This is a genomic window from Bradyrhizobium xenonodulans, from assembly GCF_027594865.1.
GTDB lineage: Bacteria > Pseudomonadota > Alphaproteobacteria > Rhizobiales > Xanthobacteraceae > Bradyrhizobium > Bradyrhizobium xenonodulans.
Genome location: NZ_CP089391.1, coordinates 6,437,391 through 6,452,169, shown reverse-complemented (window position 1 = coordinate 6,452,169; position 14,779 = coordinate 6,437,391). Strand labels below are relative to the sequence as shown.

Sequence of the window (14,779 nt, the reverse complement as noted above, 5' to 3'; positions counted from 1 at the left end):
CGGCCATGACGAAAGCAGGAGAGAACGATGCCTGAGATCACCGTCAGCATGGCCGAAGGCCGCACCGACGAGCAGAAGGCCGGCATGATGCGCGACATCACCCAGGCGCTGGTGACGAATCTCGGCGTCGACGCCGACGCCGTCGTCATCCAGATCAACGAAGCTCCGCTCCGCCACAAGATGAAGGGCGGCAAGACCTTCGTGGAACGCGCGGCGGCGGCGAAGAAATAGTCGCGGCTGGTTCGGCAATCACAACTGTCGTCCCCGCGAACGCGGGGACCCATAACCACAGGGAATGGTTATCTGGCGAAGCGATAACTCCGAGTCCCCATAATCGCGACGTCCTGTGGTTATGGGGTCCCGGATCTGCGCTTCGCTTGTCCGGGACGACAGCGGAGATTAAAGCACCAATGGACGCACGTGATTTCATCAAGGTCGGCATGAGCGCCGAGCGCACGCTGGTGGTGCCGGCCGAGCGCACGGTCGGGCATTTCGTGCCCGGCATGCCGATGGTCTATGCGACGCCGATGATGATCCTGGAAATGGAGATGACGTCGGGCGATGCGATCCGCGCTGCGCTTCAACCGGGCTGGGTCACCGTCGGCACCGAGGTCGACATCCGCCATCTCGCCGCAAGCCTCGTCGGCGCGACGGTGCGGACCATTGCGAAGGTGGTGGCCGTCGAGCGCCGCGTCATCCGCTTCGAGGTCGAGGCGTTCGAGGGCGCGCGCAGGCTCGGTGAGGGCCGCCACGCGCGCGGGCTCGTCAATGTCGAGATGTTCAACAAGCGGCTGGGGAAGTAGCCGCGGGCGCAATGCCGTAGGGTGGGCAAAGCGAAGCGTGCCCACCAACTTCATCGTGGAAAAAGAGGGTGGGCACGGCGCTTTGCGCCTTTGCCCACCCTGCTGCACCGGTTTACTTCGCCAATTCCCTCGACCGCTGCGTCGCCGCCGCGATCGCGCGGATCATGAGGTCGCGCAGGCCGGGCTCACCCATCAGCACGCCAAGGGCCGCGGCTGTCGTGCCGCCGGGCGAGGTGACGTTCTGGCGTAGCGTCGCGGAGGGGAGCTCCGATTGGTGCAGCAATTCGCCGGAGCCCGCGACCGTCTCGCGCGCGAGCTTGGTCGCCAGTGCTTCGGGCAATCCCGCTTCGACGCCGGCGCGCGCGAGCTCTTCGGCGAGCAGGAACACATAGGCCGGGCCCGAGCCGGACACGGCGGTCACCGCGTCCATCAGGCCTTCATCCTCGACCCATTCGACCGAGCCGGTGGCGCGCAGCAGCGCATCGGCCACCGCGCGCTGCGTGGTGCTGACGTTGTTCGCCGCGACCGCCACGGTGATGCCGCGGCCGATCGCGGCCGGCGTGTTCGGCATCGCGCGGACCACGGCGCCGCCGCAAACCTCTTCAAGTGAGGCAATCGTGGTTCCCGCCATGATCGAAACGACGGATGTTTTCTCCGAGACGAATGATTTCAGCTTGGCGCCGGCCTCGCGGAACATCTGCGGTTTCACCGCGACGACCATCGTCTCGACCGCGCCGGCCGCCTTCACGTCCGGATTGAGCACAACGCCCTTGGCGGCGAGCGCGGTGATCTCGGGCGCGATGTGGGGATCGACCACCGCAACGCGGCGCGGATCGAGCCCGCCCGCCAGCCACCCGGTCAGCATCGCGCCACCCATCTTGCCGGCGCCGGCGAGCAGGATGGTGCCGGTGATGTTTTTGAGAATGTTGTCTGTCACTGTGATCACCCAAGGGAAGGGGGCCGTCCCTGCGAAAGCAGGGGACCCCTGCGCGAGCTCTTGCTCGTCGCATAACCACAAGCGGTTCTAGTAGATCGAGGTATTGGCAACAAGCGCCGTCGTGATACGGCGAAATCACGCGGTATGGGTCCCTGCGTTCGCAGAGACGACCATGAGGAGAGAGCAATGCCCTCCTCACGCGCCAGGAGGCGAGCCTTAAGCCTCGCCGACGGTGTCGAACATCGCGGCGTCCATCGCTTCCGTCGTGGTCTTGCCGGCCCACACCACGAACTGGAACGCCGGGAAGTAGCGCTCGCAGGCATGGATCGCGCCGGCCAGCATGGCCTCGCATTGCGCGGTCGAGGCGGTGAGCCCGCCCGGCAGCACCAGCGCCTGGCGGTGCATGACCATGCCGGTGCTGGTCCACAGGTCGAAATGGCCGACCCACAATTGCTCGTTGACCGCGGCGACGAGCCGCTGCACCTCGCCTCGCCGCGCCACCGGAATCTTCATATCGAAGGCGCAGGCGAGATGCAGCGCCTCGATCTCACCCATCCAGGTGAAGGAGATCTGGTAGTCGGTCCATTGTCCCTTGGAGACAATGGTGAGCTCGTCTTCGCCGGAGCGTTCGAACGGCCAGTTGTTGCTGGCGGCGATATCCTCGACCACCGCGAGCGGATGGCTTTTGGAATCGATAGTGCCTTCGAGCAGGGACATGCCGTCTCGACCTCTTGCCTTCTTGTTGTCTTTGATACGCACGCGGTTGGGTCCGGCGCGCGCTCCCTAAACTTGGTGATCTCCGGAGTCGCTTTCGCGATCTCCTTCGGACCAACGCGGCCTGTCGCGGATCAACTGATGTGATTTGCGGAATCTGCGCAACTGGCTGCCGAGTCCGTCCACAAGCCAGGACTCGTTCGTCCACAGCTCATCTCGGCCACAATTCTTAACGAATGAGAACAAACAGGAATCGGATTCCCGAAAAGCGCCAATCGTTAATTCCGCGGCGCGAGGGCCGCACCGCCCCAGCGGCATGGGACCATGCGGTTTTTCATGCGGAACACGCTTGCTGCGGCCCCGAACCGGCGTCATATTTCGCCTCAGGCCGTTCATTCCGGACGGCCGATGTTCTCAGGGCGGGGTGAAAGTCCCCACCGGCGGTAAGGGCCGAAAGGCCCAAGCCCGCGAGCGCCTTCCCCAAGGTATTATCCTGAAAAGGATTTCTCGAAGGGAAGGGTCAGCAGATTCGGTGCAACTCCGAAGCCGACGGTTAAAGTCCGGATGAAAGAGAACGGTCGGTGGCAGACGCATCGCAAGATGCGGCTGTTTGTCGTTCCGTGTGCCCTGATTCTGGTCCTTTGAAGGAAAGCCATGAATCAGATGTTGCAAGATCCCCAAACCGAAACGTCCCAAACACAACCGCCGGTTCCCGTGACCGAGCATCCACGCTTCGCAAAACCGCAGCGGGTGGCCTTCGTGCAGGCCTGCTGGCACCGCGACGTGGTCGAGGAGGCCCGCATCGCCTTCGTGAAGGAGGCCGAGGCGCGCCACCTCACCCATGTCGACGTGTTCGAGGTGCCGGGCTCGTTCGAGATCCCGCTGCATGCGCAGGTCCTCGCCAAGACGCGGCGCTACACTGCGATCGTCGCAGCCGGCCTCGTCGTCGACGGCGGCATCTATCGTCACGAATTCGTCGCCGACACCGTGATCAAGGCGCTGATGGACGTGCAGCTCCGCACCGAGGTGCCGGTGTTTTCCGCCGTGCTGACGCCCCAGCAATTCCACGAGACCGAAGTGCACTACGATTTCTTCCGCAGGCATTTTGCGATCAAGGGCGTCGAGGTCGCGGCCGCCTGCGCGGAAACGTTGCACGGCCTGGAACGCCTGCGCGGCCAGGTCGCGGCGGGAATTGTGTGAGGGAGACTCTCACTCCTCATCTCGGGAGTGCGTAAGGCGAACTAACGGCGCGCGTAGGGTGGCCGACCCACTCTACGCGCTCACTGCGAACTCACCCCCGCAGGATCGCCAGCGCCAGCGCCTGGGCGCGCGGCACGATGCTGTCGACCTCCAGATATTCCTCCGGCGTGTGTGCGAGCCCGCCGACCGGCCCGAGGCCGCAGATGGTCGGCGTACCCACGGCGGCGGTGAAGCCGGAATCGGCGCAGCCGCCGGAGAACTCGCCCTGGAGGGTGGTGAGGCCGACCTGCCTTGCCGCGGCCTGATAGCCTTCGAACAGCGTCTTCGAATCCGCGCTCTGCACCACCGGGACGAATTCGCCCTTGATCGTCAGTGTCGCACTGGTGCCCGGCACGTATGAGGTCGCGACGATCTTTTCGATCGCGGCCATCACCGTCGCACGGTCGGCCGGATCGACGTAGCGCAGGTCGATCTGGCCTTCGGCGTAAGGCGCCGTGGTGTTGACGGACTGCCCGCCCGAGACGAGGCCGACATTGAGCGTGATGCCCTTGTCGAGGTTTGTCAGCGCGTGGATATGGACGATCTTATGCGCGAGCTCGCCGATCGCGCTGACGCCTGCGGCGAAATTGGCGCCGGAATGTGCGGCTTTGCCGGTGATGGCCATGTGCATGAAGATGCCGCCCTTGCGGCCCGTCACGACGTTGCCGGTGGGGCGGCCGGGCTCGGAATTGAACACGGCGCGTGCGGCGCGCCCCTCACGCTCGATCACCGGGCGGGAGGAGGGCGAACCGATCTCCTCGTCGGAGGTGATCAGCACCTTGATCGGATGCGGGCTGCCGCCGAATTTGTGGAAGGCGGTCGCCACGAAGATGTTCATCACGACGCCGGACTTCATGTCGGCGACGCCGGGCCCATAGGCGCGACCGTCTTTGATCGTGAACGGACGCCGCCCGGCCTCGCCTTTGCCGAACACGGTGTCGCGATGCCCCATCAGCAGCGCCGGTTTCTCGTTGCTGCCGGGTTTTACGACCTCGGCATGGATCGCGTCGCCGAAGGTGGCGTTGGCCTCGCGCCGGAACGGAATGCCGTGCTCGGCAAAGTGCCGCTCGAACCGCGCCCCGACCGCATCGACGCCTTCCTTGTCATAGGATCCGGAATCGATGTTCACGACATCGCGCAGCAGGTCGATCATCGCCTGCCGCTGCGACGCCAGCCAGTCCGTGATTTGAGCTTCAGACATGTTGTTCCCCGCGTGGTTCTCACGCGGGGGTTATAGGGCCTTGTGTGGGCGTGACCTAGTCGCCGGATGCGGTGCCGCCATGTGTTCGCACCCGTAGCTCGGATGGGGCGATGCACAAGCTTATCGGTTTGGCTCTGCCATCGCTTCCACACCGCGAAGCTGCGTCGTGACAGTCAGCGCACCGATCTTCCGGCCCATCTCCTTGCCGATCTCGGTCGAGAACCGGTAGTGAAAGCCGGCCCAGATGCGGGCGTTGGAGACTTCGTCGCTATAGTCCTGGAGCCGCGTCCATTTGCGTGTGACACCCGGTGCAGTGGGGCTGGTCAGCGAAAACTCGCCGAAATCACCAACGACGGTCTGCAGCACGGTCGAAATCGCGGCCGACGTGATGCAGTGAGCGCAGGGGTATTCCGGATGCATCGGCGTGTCCCCCAGCGGCAGCCATGATGCATCGCGAGGCGTCGCCGCATTCGACGTCAGGTCGGCGTTGCGTATGGCCGTGATCGGCCGCCAGAAATTGTAATGGTATTTTGCGTCGAATACGGCAACGAGGGCGTCGTTGCCTGCGATTGACGTCAACGCGTACAGCCGGGCGCAGTCGACGAGATCCATGCCCTTGGCCATCGCTGCCTGCCTCACGATCGGATTGTAGGTGCGGGCACCGACAAAGAACCAGAAACGACCGATCGTCGTTTGCTCAGGCGTCCGGGTCGGGCTGCTTCGGCTACCGGCCTCGCGGATTTCGTTGACATCGCGGGTCCACACCTCTGAACCAAGTGCTGGCGGGGGCGCGGGGCGAAACTGCGACCCGGAGGTCATGACCCAGGGTGTCGTCGCGCCAATAGTCGAGAAAAGCGGGACGGTGGTCGGAACGTAGGCGCCCGGAGTCGTCAGGGGCCGGTAAGTTTCCGGACCGGCGCTGCCATCATTCGCACGGAGCTCGATGATCTGCCTCGCGGCCTCTTTTCCGAGGCCGATGCCGGCGATCTTGGACTCGCCGTCGGCGATCGGCACTAGAGACTTCGTCAGGGTCGCATCCAGGTCCGGCTTGAGGTCTGGATAAATCGAAAGCAGCACGTCGTGAGCGGCAACTGCCGCTGCAGCTTCCCGCGACGTCGAGCGGTCCGCGGTCAAGGAGAGCTTGTAGGGGGCGTATCGGTGGTCGATCGCGTTGAGGGCCTCGAACATTGCGACGTGCATCATGGACAAGGCACGGCTGTGGGGCGCCGGAAGGATTTGCTTCTCGGTGGCGATCGCGTCGGCCTTTGCATTCCAATCCATGATCACGTCGGCGCGTGCAAGCGGCGCCGAGGCTGCGATCAGTGTTACAATCAGAGAGAGGCGGAAGATGGTCCACGACGAGTGCTTCATGGCATGCCCTTTCGATGTGAAGGACGTTTCGCGAGACCGATGCGGCTCTGCCCGACATCAACGTCGCGCGGCTTAAGCACTCTAGCATCTTGTTGTGGTTCGATTGTGAACTGCTTCACGCGGCGGAAGAGTGGCTCCGAATGGGTCGGGGTGGCTTACCGTTGTGCGCTGAGTGATGGCCTTGGCTTTCGCCGGACGTCACCGGTTGTGGTGACCGTTTTGCGTTCTTCTCGAAAAGAAAATGCCCGGGACCAGCCCGGGCATTCGCAGCCTCAATGTTGGGCAGAAGCGCTTACGCCCCCACCATCGGCATCCGCGGATATTCGCCGGGCGTGCCCGCCGGCGTGATCGGGATGCCGCCGTCGGCATATTCGTTGAGCTTGTTGCGCAGCGTGCGGATCGAGATGCCGAGGATGTTGGCGGCATGGGTCCGGTTGCCGAGGCAGTGCTTCAGCGTTTCCAGGATCAGGTCGCGCTCGACGTCCGCAACGGTGCGCCCCACGAGGGCCCGCGTCACCTGTTCGGCGGCCATGGTGGCATGCGCCACGGCCGGCGCGGTCTTGGCGAGATCGAGGCGGTCGCCGTCCGGCGTGAGGATCGCGTCGGCGCCGATCTCGTCGCCCTGCGCCATCAGCACCGAACGATGCATGGTGTTCTCGAGCTCGCGGACGTTGCCCTGCCAGCGGTTGGTGGAGAGCACGCGGCGGGCCTCGGCCGAGATCGGGCGCACCGGCACACCGTTGGCCTCGGCATATTTCTTCACGAAGTGCTGGGCGAGCTCGAGGATGTCGAGGGGACGCTCGCGCAGCGGCGGGATCTTCAGATTGACGACGTTGAGGCGGAACAGAAGGTCTTCGCGGAACGTGCCCTCGCGCACCGCTTCCGCCAGATTACGGTTCGAGGTCGCGATGATGCGGATGTCGACCGGGACCGGCTTGGTGCCGCCGACGCGGTCGATCACGCGCTCCTGGATGGCGCGCAGCAGCTTCGATTGCAGGCGAACGTCCATCTCCGAGATTTCGTCCAGCAGCAGCGTGCCGCCGGTCGCTTCCTCGAACTTGCCGATGCGGCGGGCGATCGCGCCGGTGAAGGCGCCCTTCTCGTGGCCGAACAGCTCGGATTCCAGCAGATGCTCGGGGATCGCGGCGCAATTGATCGAGATGAACGGGCGCTTGGCGCGCGCCGAGCGGGTGTGGACGTAGCGGGCCAGCACTTCCTTGCCGGTGCCGGATTCGCCGGTGATCATCACCGAAGCGTCCGAGCCCGCGATCTGCTGGGCGAGCTTGATCACCCTGGCCATCGCCTCGTCGCGATAGACCAGCTCGCGGGAATCGTTGGCGACCGCGGCCAGCACCGCGGCGATCAGCTCCGGATCCGGCGGCAGCGGGATGTATTCCTTGGCGCCGGCGTGGATCGCGGCGACCGCGGCGCGGGCGTCGTTGGTGATGCCGCAGGCGACGATCGGGGCGTGGATGTGCTCGGCCTCGAGCCGCATCACGAGGTCGCGGATGTCGAGGGCGACGTCGACCAGCAGCAGGTCGGCACCCTTGCCGCCGCGCAGCACGCGCATCGCCTGCTCGTGATCCTCGGCATGGGTCACGGTGGCGCCGTTCTCCATCGCGATCTTGGTGGCGGTGGTGAGCTGGCCCTTCAATGTGCCAACGATGAGAAGCCGCATGTCAGTCTCCTGTCCGTCTGGTCGCGCTGCCGCGCGTCATTCCCTGTGTTCGCCTTAAGCGCGTTCGGTCTTGATGATTTCGGTCATGGTCACGCCGAGCTTGTCCTCGACCAGGACGACTTCGCCGCGGGCGACCAGCTTGTTGTTGACGTAGATGTCGATGGCCTCGCCGACGCGGCGGTCGAGCTCGAGCACCGTGCCGGGCCCGAGCTTCAACAGCTCGCTGACGTCCATCTTGGAGCGGCCGAGCACGGCCGAGACCTGCACCGGCACGTCGAACACGGCCTCGAGGTCGGCGGCGGCGCGCGCCGCATATTCGTCCTCGGTGTAGCCGACGTCGGTGCCGGCAGGCGGCATCGGGCCGTTGAGATCGGGCAGCGGGACCTGTCCGTCGGTGTCGCTCATGGCTTAGCTCCCCCTGCGGGACGCGATATAGCGTCCGACCATTTCGTCGATCTTGGCCGCGATGGCGCTGCGTTCCAGCACGACGCCGCCATCGGCCCATTCGATCCGGCAGTCGCCGGTGGCGATTTCAGGCTCGGCCAGGATCACCAGCCGGCCCTCGAAGCCGCTCTGCTTGGCGAGCCGCTCGATCTTTTCGCGTGCGGCGTCGTAGAGCGCGTCGTTGATGCGCACGACGAGGTGCGGGGTCGCGACCAGATGCGAGAAGCAGTCCTTGACCAGCGCCATGATCTCGCCGAGCGGCTCGGCGGCGACCAGATCGGCGCACAGCTTGCGCGCCACCGCCACCGCGACGTCGACCGCCTCGGTCTCCATCCTGGACTCGATGTTGCCGATGCCGGACGCGATGCCCCGGACCGCGATGTTGATCTCTTCCATGGCGAGTGCGACGCGGCGGTCGCTCTCGGCCTTGGCTTCGCGCTGGCCGGCGGCAAAGCCGTCCTGGTAGGCGCGCGCTTCGGCCTCCGCGACCTTCTGGGCGATCTCGGCCGCGGTCGCAGCCTTCTCGCGCGTCGTCCGCTCGGGCGCCGCGAAGTCGGTGTCGAACAGGAATTTTGCCGGAGCGCCCATCAATACACCAGTTCGTCGTCGGCACGGTTCTTGGTCAGCATGATCTCGCCCTTGGCGGCGAGGTCCTTTGCGAGGTTGACCAGCAGCGCCTGGGCCTCGTCGACGTCGCGCAGGCGCACCGGGCCCATCGCAGCCATGTCGTCCTGGAGCATTTTTGCTGCGCGCGAGGACATGTTGCCGAAGAAGAAGTTGCGGACGTCCTCGTTGGCGCTCTTGAGCGCGACGCCGAGCTTGTCCTTGTCGACATTGCGCATCAGGGTCTGGGCCGAGCCGGAATCCAGCTTCACCAGGTCGTCGAAGGTGAACATCAGCGCCTTGATGCGCTCGGCCGATTCGCGGTTGTCCTCTTCCAGCGAGGTGATGAAGCGGGTTTCGGTCTGGCGGTCGAAATTGTTGAAGATTTCCGCCATCACCTCGTGGGCGTCGCGGCGGCGGGTCTGCGACAGGTTGGACATGAACTCGGTGCGCAGGGTCTTCTCGACGCTCTCGATCACCTCCTTCTGCACCGCTTCCATCTTCAACATGCGGTTGACGACGTCGAGCGCGAGCTCCTCCGGGAAGATGCCGAGCACGCGGGCGGCATGCTCCGGCTTCAGCTTCGACAGCACCACCGCGATGGTCTGCGGATATTCGTTCTTGAGGTAGTTGGCGAGCACCTCTTCCTGCACGTTGGAGAGCTTCTCCCACATGTTGCGGCCGGCGGGGCCGCGGATCTCGTCCATGATGCCGTTGACGCGCTCGGGCGGCAGGTATTGCTGGAGCAGCCGTTCGGTGGCGTCGAAATTGCCCATCAGTGCGCCCGAAGCCGACATGCGCGAGACGAATTCGAGCAGCATGTCCTCCACCGTTTCGACCTCGACGGTGCCGAGCGTCGACATCTCCAGCGACAGCTGGCGCACCTCGTCGTCGTCGAGCAGGCCCCAGATCTTGCCGCCATATTGCTCGCCGAGTGCCAGCATCAGGATCGCGGCGCGCCGCGGTCCGGACAGTTCCTGGGCCGCCTTACCGTCCTTGGCGCGGTTGCCGGCACGTTGACCGAGCGTGGAGATTACGCTGGTGATGTCGTTGCTGTTGGCGTTTTGCAGGGCGGCGGCCATGTCAGATCACTTCTCGGGTCATTTTGCGGATTCGCTCAGCCATTGGCGAACGATGGCGACGGTTTCGTTGGGGTTGCGCTCGGCGAGTTCGCCGACGCGATGCACGGATTGGGCGTGGACCTGGCCCTGGATGGTGGCGACGTCGATCGCGCTCGCGGCGCCGCCTGGCAGGAGCGCTTGGCCGGCGGCGGGCGCGGCCTCTTCCGAGGCCACCGGGCCGGTGAGGACGCCGGAGATGGCGGCGGCGACCTCGTCGGAGGCGAGGATGCGCTTGACCAGCGGGCGGATCACCAGGAACAGCACGACGAGGCCGAGCAGCATCATCACGCCGAGCTCGACGAAGTACATGACGTCGTCCTTGGTGAACTGGAGCATGCCGAGGAAGCCGCCGGGCTCGCCGATCGGGGCGGTGGAGGGGGCGTCGGCAAAGCGCAGATTCACGACCTCGACCTGGTCGCCGCGCTTCTGGTCGAAGCCGATCGCCGAGCGCACCAGCGCGGAGATGCGGTCGAGCTGCTCCTTGGTGCGGTCCTGATAGGCCAGCTCGCCCTTGTCGTTCTTGGAATAGATGCCGTCGACCAGCACCGCGACCGAGATGCGGTTGACCCGGCCGGCCTCGGTCACCTCGGTCTTGGTGGTGCGGGAGATCTCGTAATTGTTGGTCTCTTCGGTCTTCTTGCTCTGGTCCTTTGCCGCCACGCCGCTGTTCTGCTGGTTGCCGGGCAGCTCGTTGTTGACCGTGACCTGGCCGTTGTTGTCGGCGGTCATGCTCTGCTCTTCGCGGGTCTGGCTCGAGCGCAGCACGCGGCCCTCGGGGTCGAACTTGTCCGAGGTCTGGGTGACCTTGTTGAAGTCGAAATCGGCGGAGAGCTGCACCCGGGCGCGGCCCGAGCCGACCACGGAAGAGACGATCTCCTCGACCTGCTTGCGCATCCGCTTCTCGAACGAGATGCGGCGCTCGTCGCCGACCGCCTGCTCCGGATCGGCCGCGGCGCCATCGGCAAGGAGCTGGCCGGCCTCGTCGACGATCGAGACCCGCTGCGGCTTCAGCCCGTTGACGGCGGAGGCGACGAGGTGGCGGATGGCGCGGATCTGCTGGGCCTCGAGCGAGCCGCGGACGCGGACCACGATCGAGGCCGACGGCTCCGGCGCCTCGCGCGAGAACAGCGGGCGCTCGGGTAGCACGAGGTGGACGCGGGCGGCCTGGATGCGGTCGATGGCCCGGATGGTGCGGGCGAGCTCGCCTTCGAGGGCGCGGAGATGATTGATGTTCTGGACGAAGGAGGTGGTGCCGAGCGCGTCCGACTTGTCGAACACCTCGTAGCCGACGCCGCCGCCCTTGGGCAGTCCGCCCTCGGCGAGCTTCATCCGCAGGCGGGTGACCTTGTCCTTGGGCACCATGATGATGCTGCCCTCGTTCCGGATCTCGAACTGGATGCCCTGGCGCTCCAGGTCCTTGATAATGCCGGAGGAGTCCTCGACCGAGAGGTCGGTGAACAGCGTCGTCATCTGCGGCGTGGTGACGCGCATGATGACGAACGCGAAAAAGCCGATGAGCGCGGCGGTGACCGCGATCATCGCCCCGAACCGGGCGGCTCCGATACCCTTCAAAAAGTCCGCAAGACCTTGCAAGCAACCGCCCCGACAGCTTCGGCTGCTTTCACTGGAAAGGCCGACTGGGCAATTATTGCCTAGGTGATGGTTTCGATATGGTTAACGAAGGTTAAGAGCTGGGACAAAAGTGGCGCCAATGGCGGATATGAAAAAAATCGGCCTCGCGGGGCGAGGCCGATTTTCGTCAAAAGCCGCAGATTTCCGGATCGCTTACTGGCGATATTGCTGGATGCGGGTGGTGCGAAGACCCGCCAGACCGTGCTGGTCGATGGAAAACTGCCAGGAGAGGAATTCGTCGACCGTCAGGGTATAACGGCTGCAGGCCTCCTCGAGGGAGAGAAGCCCGCCACGCACAGCGGCGACGACTTCGGCCTTGCGGCGGATGACCCAGCGTTTGGTGCCGGGTGCAGGCAGATCAGCGATCGTCAGCGGACTGCCGTCCGGCCCGATGACGTATTTTACCCTCGGGCGATGGGGTTCTGTCATGGCGTACTCACAAACTCTCAACCACTGAACTCACGCCGTAACCCTACGCGTGCGGGCTTAAAAATCCGCTAAGCCTAAGGCTTCAATACAATTCTCGTTGAAAATGACGGGAACGCGCCTGTCCCGGCCGGCGGGACGGTTGCGTCCGGGCCGGTCGAGGGGGTCTTCGTAAATACTTTACTAACGAATGGTGCGCATCAGGCGCCGCGCGAGCGCTAATTGCTGCTGGTGGCGATGATGCTCTTCACCTGGCTCAAGGTGTAGCTGGCGCCGTCGATGGTGAGCAGCGGCGGCGACTGGGTCAGGTCGACCGACGACACCACACCCTGCACCTGCGCGGCGATGCCGACATTGTTGTTCGCGACGTCCTTGCCGGTCGCCGTGATCGTGTACTTGCCGTCGGGCCATTGCGTGCCGTCATTGCCCATGCCGTTCCAGGTGAAGGGAATGTCGGTGCCGGCGGAGGCGGTATATTTGCCGGTGAACACGGTCTGGCCGGTGGAATTGGCGACGGTGATGTCGACGGTGGAGTCGCTGGGCACGTTGAGATGCCAGGTCGCCGACGATTTCGTCATGGTCGCGGTCGAGCCGTCGACCAGCGCGGTCTTGCCGACGAAGCCCAGCGCCTGGGTCGCCTGCGTGGTCTGCTGCAGGGTGACGAGCTGGGACAGCGAATCGTTGGTCTTGAGCTGCTGCTCGACGCCGGCGAACTGCACGAGCTGCTGGGTGAACTGGTTGGTGTCGAGCGGATCCAGCGGGTTCTGGTTCTGCAGCTGCGTGGTCAGCAGCGTCAGGAAGGTCTGGAAGTTGCCGGCGAGCGTCGATCCCGTGCTCGAGCTCAGCGAGTTCGACGAGGAGGATTTCGGGAGGTCGGTCGTCCCGGAGACGACGGCGGGGGCGGTGGCGGCATTCGTGGTGGTCATTTGCGAATACTCCTCACACTCTGATGTCGACGCCGCTGCTCGATCCGAGCATGCGGCCGTAGCCGCGCCCGACGGGCGCAGCGGCAACGGTTTCGTCCTCGCTGATGATCAGCCGGCGGGCATTGCCGCCATTGTCGTTGTTCTGGCCGGACTGCTGGCCCGACGAATTCTGGTCGCGCAGGCTGAAGGACAGCCCGTTGCTGCCGGTCTTGAAGCCGGCATCGTCGAGCGCGCGCTGCAATTGCGGCGCGTCCTGCTTCAGCATCGCCAGCGTCTCCGGCTTCTCCACCGTGAGATGCGAGGTGACCTGGCCGTTGCGGTCGACATTGACGCGGACGTCGATGCGGCCGAGATCGACCGGATCGAGGCTGATGTCGAACCGCGTCTTGCCGGCGCGCACCGCGGCGGCGATCTCGATCGGCACGCCGCTGATCGGCACGGCGGTCGAATTGGCCGCGGTCGCGGTGAGCGTCGCGGTCGATGCGGTGGCGGCCGAGGTCGTATTGGTCACCGGCGCCTGGATGGCGGAGGCGGCCTGCGCGCTGGTGTCGGTCGTGGGGACCTGGCCTTGCGCGCCCGCATGGGCGTGGTTGGTCGATGTCGCCGGCGCCGCATCGCTGCGATCGGACGTGCCGGCCTTGGCGTCGGTCGCGGCCTCGGCCTGAGGCTTGGCGGCTTGCGCATGCGCGGCGTCAGCAATCGCTGCATTCGCCGGGGTCTGCGCGGTGTTCGCCTTGCCCGCGTCCTGGCCGATATTGGAGACGTCGGTCTGGCCTTGCGCGGTGGCGACGGCCTTGAAGGAGGTCTTTGGCGTGCCGGTGTCGACGGCCGCGATCAGCCCGCCATTGGTCTTGGCGTCGGCCGCGGTGGCGTCGGCTTCCCCGGTCGCAGCGTCGCCCAAGGTCCCCGTGGTGTCCGCATCGACCTTGGCCCCGGCCGTCTTGGCGCTCTTGTCGCCGGCCGTCGCGTTCTCGGTCTTGCCGCCCGCGATCTGCGCCGCGGTGGAGGCGCTGGCGGCAAGGCCGGCAGCCGCAATCGTCAGCGGGGAAGAGGCGGTCTCGCTGGCCTGGCTCGCGGCCGCGTTCGGATCGACCGGCACCACAGGTGCGGCGACGACGATTGCGTTCGGATCGGGAATAGCGGCCTGCGCCGGATCGATTTGCGCGGCGGCCGCGGCATCGACGGCGGCGAGGCCGTCGGTGGTTTTGTCGCCCTTGGTCTCCTCGGACTCGTCCGCCGATTTGGCGTCGGATGTCTCGGACTTGTCCTTGGTCTTGCCGGGCTTGGCCGGTTCAGCCGTCGTATCGCTCGCGGTGTCGGCCTTGCTGTCGTTTTTGCCGGGCGCGGAATTGTCGGTGTCGTCGCCGGCCCTGCTCTGCGAGGTCTGGTCGGTCGAGGCGGTCTCGCGCGGGCCCTTGTCCGAGGCGGACGAGGACGAGTCGGTCCGGCGCGGCGCGGTGTCCTGCGCCTGCGAATTGTTGCTGATCGCCTGGGTGTTGCTGTCGACCAGCGAGCCGAAGGAGTCGGTGGCGGACGTGTCCCTCGAGGCCTGCGACCTGGCAGGCTTTTGCTGCGCGCTCTGGACCTGCACGCTGGCTGCTACATCTGACGTCCGACCGACCACGGAATACCCCTTGGAAACATCTTCGGCCTAGGGGTAGCAAGGAGCGGGCCAGCTTCGCAA

The 14,779-nt window shown here is 65.4% G+C and carries 15 protein-coding genes and 1 riboswitch; of the genes, 3 read left to right on the top strand and 12 right to left on the bottom strand.

Going from position 1 to position 14,779, the window contains the following annotated elements:
• Positions 1-27 precede the first annotated feature (27 nt).
• Positions 28-231 carry a tautomerase family protein gene (locus I3J27_RS30655; protein WP_270162596.1) on the top strand — a complete coding sequence of 68 codons (204 nt, stop codon included), beginning with the start codon at positions 28-30 and terminating at the stop codon, positions 229-231.
• 179 nt (positions 232-410) lie between these two features.
• Entirely contained in the window at positions 411-803 is a 393-nt protein-coding gene (locus I3J27_RS30650; protein WP_270162595.1) for a thioesterase family protein, read from the top strand.
• A 112-nt stretch (positions 804-915) separates the two neighbouring features.
• On the opposite strand, the gene proC is transcribed toward I3J27_RS30650, so the two are convergent.
• Positions 916-1,680, bottom strand: a complete 765-nt coding sequence (proC, locus tag I3J27_RS30645; RefSeq protein WP_370691991.1) for a pyrroline-5-carboxylate reductase — start codon at positions 1,678-1,680, stop codon at positions 916-918.
• A gap of 276 nt (positions 1,681-1,956) precedes the next feature.
• Positions 1,957-2,457, bottom strand: coding sequence for a type III secretion system chaperone family protein (locus I3J27_RS30640; RefSeq protein WP_270162593.1), 501 nt, complete (start codon positions 2,455-2,457; stop codon positions 1,957-1,959).
• 403 nt (positions 2,458-2,860) lie between these two features.
• Positions 2,861-3,034, top strand: a riboswitch (FMN riboswitch).
• A gap of 74 nt (positions 3,035-3,108) precedes the next feature.
• On the opposite strand from I3J27_RS30640, the gene I3J27_RS30635 reads away from it, so the two are divergent.
• Positions 3,109-3,654 carry a 6,7-dimethyl-8-ribityllumazine synthase gene (locus I3J27_RS30635; protein WP_270162592.1) on the top strand — a complete coding sequence of 182 codons (546 nt, stop codon included), beginning with the start codon at positions 3,109-3,111 and terminating at the stop codon, positions 3,652-3,654.
• Between the two features lie 91 nt (positions 3,655-3,745).
• Here the strand turns inward: I3J27_RS30635 and I3J27_RS30630 are convergent, their stop codons facing one another.
• From I3J27_RS30630 to I3J27_RS30585, 10 genes are all read right to left on the bottom strand, one after another.
• Entirely contained in the window at positions 3,746-4,894 is a 1,149-nt protein-coding gene (locus I3J27_RS30630; protein ID WP_270162591.1) for a M20 family metallopeptidase, read from the bottom strand.
• Positions 4,895-5,014: 120 nt separating this feature from the next.
• Positions 5,015-6,265 (bottom strand): vanadium-dependent haloperoxidase, encoded by a 1,251-nt coding sequence (locus I3J27_RS30625; protein WP_270162590.1) that lies wholly within the window; start codon positions 6,263-6,265, stop codon positions 5,015-5,017.
• 292 nt (positions 6,266-6,557) lie between these two features.
• Entirely contained in the window at positions 6,558-7,943 is a 1,386-nt protein-coding gene (gene flbD, locus I3J27_RS30620; RefSeq protein ID WP_270162589.1) for a sigma-54-dependent transcriptional regulator FlbD, read from the bottom strand.
• Between the two features lie 54 nt (positions 7,944-7,997).
• Positions 7,998-8,348: a flagellar motor switch protein FliN gene (fliN, locus tag I3J27_RS30615; RefSeq protein WP_270162588.1), complete on the bottom strand. Its 351-nt coding sequence runs from the start codon at positions 8,346-8,348 to the stop codon at positions 7,998-8,000.
• A gap of 3 nt (positions 8,349-8,351) precedes the next feature.
• Positions 8,352-8,975: a FliH/SctL family protein gene (locus I3J27_RS30610; RefSeq protein WP_270162587.1), complete on the bottom strand. Its 624-nt coding sequence runs from the start codon at positions 8,973-8,975 to the stop codon at positions 8,352-8,354.
• Positions 8,975-10,072, bottom strand: coding sequence for a flagellar motor switch protein FliG (fliG, locus tag I3J27_RS30605; RefSeq protein WP_270162586.1), 1,098 nt, complete (start codon positions 10,070-10,072; stop codon positions 8,975-8,977). The genes I3J27_RS30610 and fliG overlap by 1 nt, the downstream gene beginning before the upstream one ends.
• Positions 10,073-10,090: 18 nt before the next feature.
• Positions 10,091-11,704, bottom strand: coding sequence for a flagellar basal-body MS-ring/collar protein FliF (gene fliF / locus I3J27_RS30600; protein ID WP_270162585.1), 1,614 nt, complete (start codon positions 11,702-11,704; stop codon positions 10,091-10,093).
• A 192-nt stretch (positions 11,705-11,896) separates the two neighbouring features.
• The gene (sciP, locus tag I3J27_RS30595) at positions 11,897-12,172 is read right to left on the bottom strand and encodes a CtrA inhibitor SciP (RefSeq protein WP_002714638.1); all 276 of its coding nucleotides are present in this window, start codon (positions 12,170-12,172) and stop codon (positions 11,897-11,899) included.
• A 215-nt stretch (positions 12,173-12,387) separates the two neighbouring features.
• Positions 12,388-13,095: a flagellar hook assembly protein FlgD gene (locus I3J27_RS30590; protein WP_270162584.1), complete on the bottom strand. Its 708-nt coding sequence runs from the start codon at positions 13,093-13,095 to the stop codon at positions 12,388-12,390.
• A 13-nt stretch (positions 13,096-13,108) separates the two neighbouring features.
• The gene (locus I3J27_RS30585) at positions 13,109-14,719 is read right to left on the bottom strand and encodes a flagellar hook-length control protein FliK (RefSeq protein ID WP_270162583.1); all 1,611 of its coding nucleotides are present in this window, start codon (positions 14,717-14,719) and stop codon (positions 13,109-13,111) included.
• Positions 14,720-14,779: the final 60 nt, after the last annotated feature.

Bases quoted from the DNA above. Each gene is read 5' to 3' on its own strand.
- I3J27_RS30635 (WP_270162592.1), top strand. From the start codon at position 3,109: ATGAATCAGATGTTGCAAGATCCCCAAACCGAAACGTCCCAAACACAA.
- fliG (WP_270162586.1), bottom strand. From the start codon at position 10,072: ATGGCCGCCGCCCTGCAAAACGCCAACAGCAACGACATCACCAGCGTA.
- I3J27_RS30590 (WP_270162584.1), bottom strand. From the start codon at position 13,095: ATGACCACCACGAATGCCGCCACCGCCCCCGCCGTCGTCTCCGGGACG.
- I3J27_RS30650 (WP_270162595.1), top strand. From the start codon at position 411: ATGGACGCACGTGATTTCATCAAGGTCGGCATGAGCGCCGAGCGCACG.
- flbD (WP_270162589.1), bottom strand. From the start codon at position 7,943: ATGCGGCTTCTCATCGTTGGCACATTGAAGGGCCAGCTCACCACCGCC.
- I3J27_RS30625 (WP_270162590.1), bottom strand. From the start codon at position 6,265: ATGAAGCACTCGTCGTGGACCATCTTCCGCCTCTCTCTGATTGTAACA.
- I3J27_RS30630 (WP_270162591.1), bottom strand. From the start codon at position 4,894: ATGTCTGAAGCTCAAATCACGGACTGGCTGGCGTCGCAGCGGCAGGCG.
- I3J27_RS30640 (WP_270162593.1), bottom strand. From the start codon at position 2,457: ATGTCCCTGCTCGAAGGCACTATCGATTCCAAAAGCCATCCGCTCGCG.
- proC (WP_370691991.1), bottom strand. From the start codon at position 1,680: ATGGGTGGCGCGATGCTGACCGGGTGGCTGGCGGGCGGGCTCGATCCG.
- sciP (WP_002714638.1), bottom strand. From the start codon at position 12,172: ATGACAGAACCCCATCGCCCGAGGGTAAAATACGTCATCGGGCCGGAC.
- I3J27_RS30610 (WP_270162587.1), bottom strand. From the start codon at position 8,975: ATGGGCGCTCCGGCAAAATTCCTGTTCGACACCGACTTCGCGGCGCCC.
- fliN (WP_270162588.1), bottom strand. From the start codon at position 8,348: ATGAGCGACACCGACGGACAGGTCCCGCTGCCCGATCTCAACGGCCCG.
- I3J27_RS30655 (WP_270162596.1), top strand. From the start codon at position 28: ATGCCTGAGATCACCGTCAGCATGGCCGAAGGCCGCACCGACGAGCAG.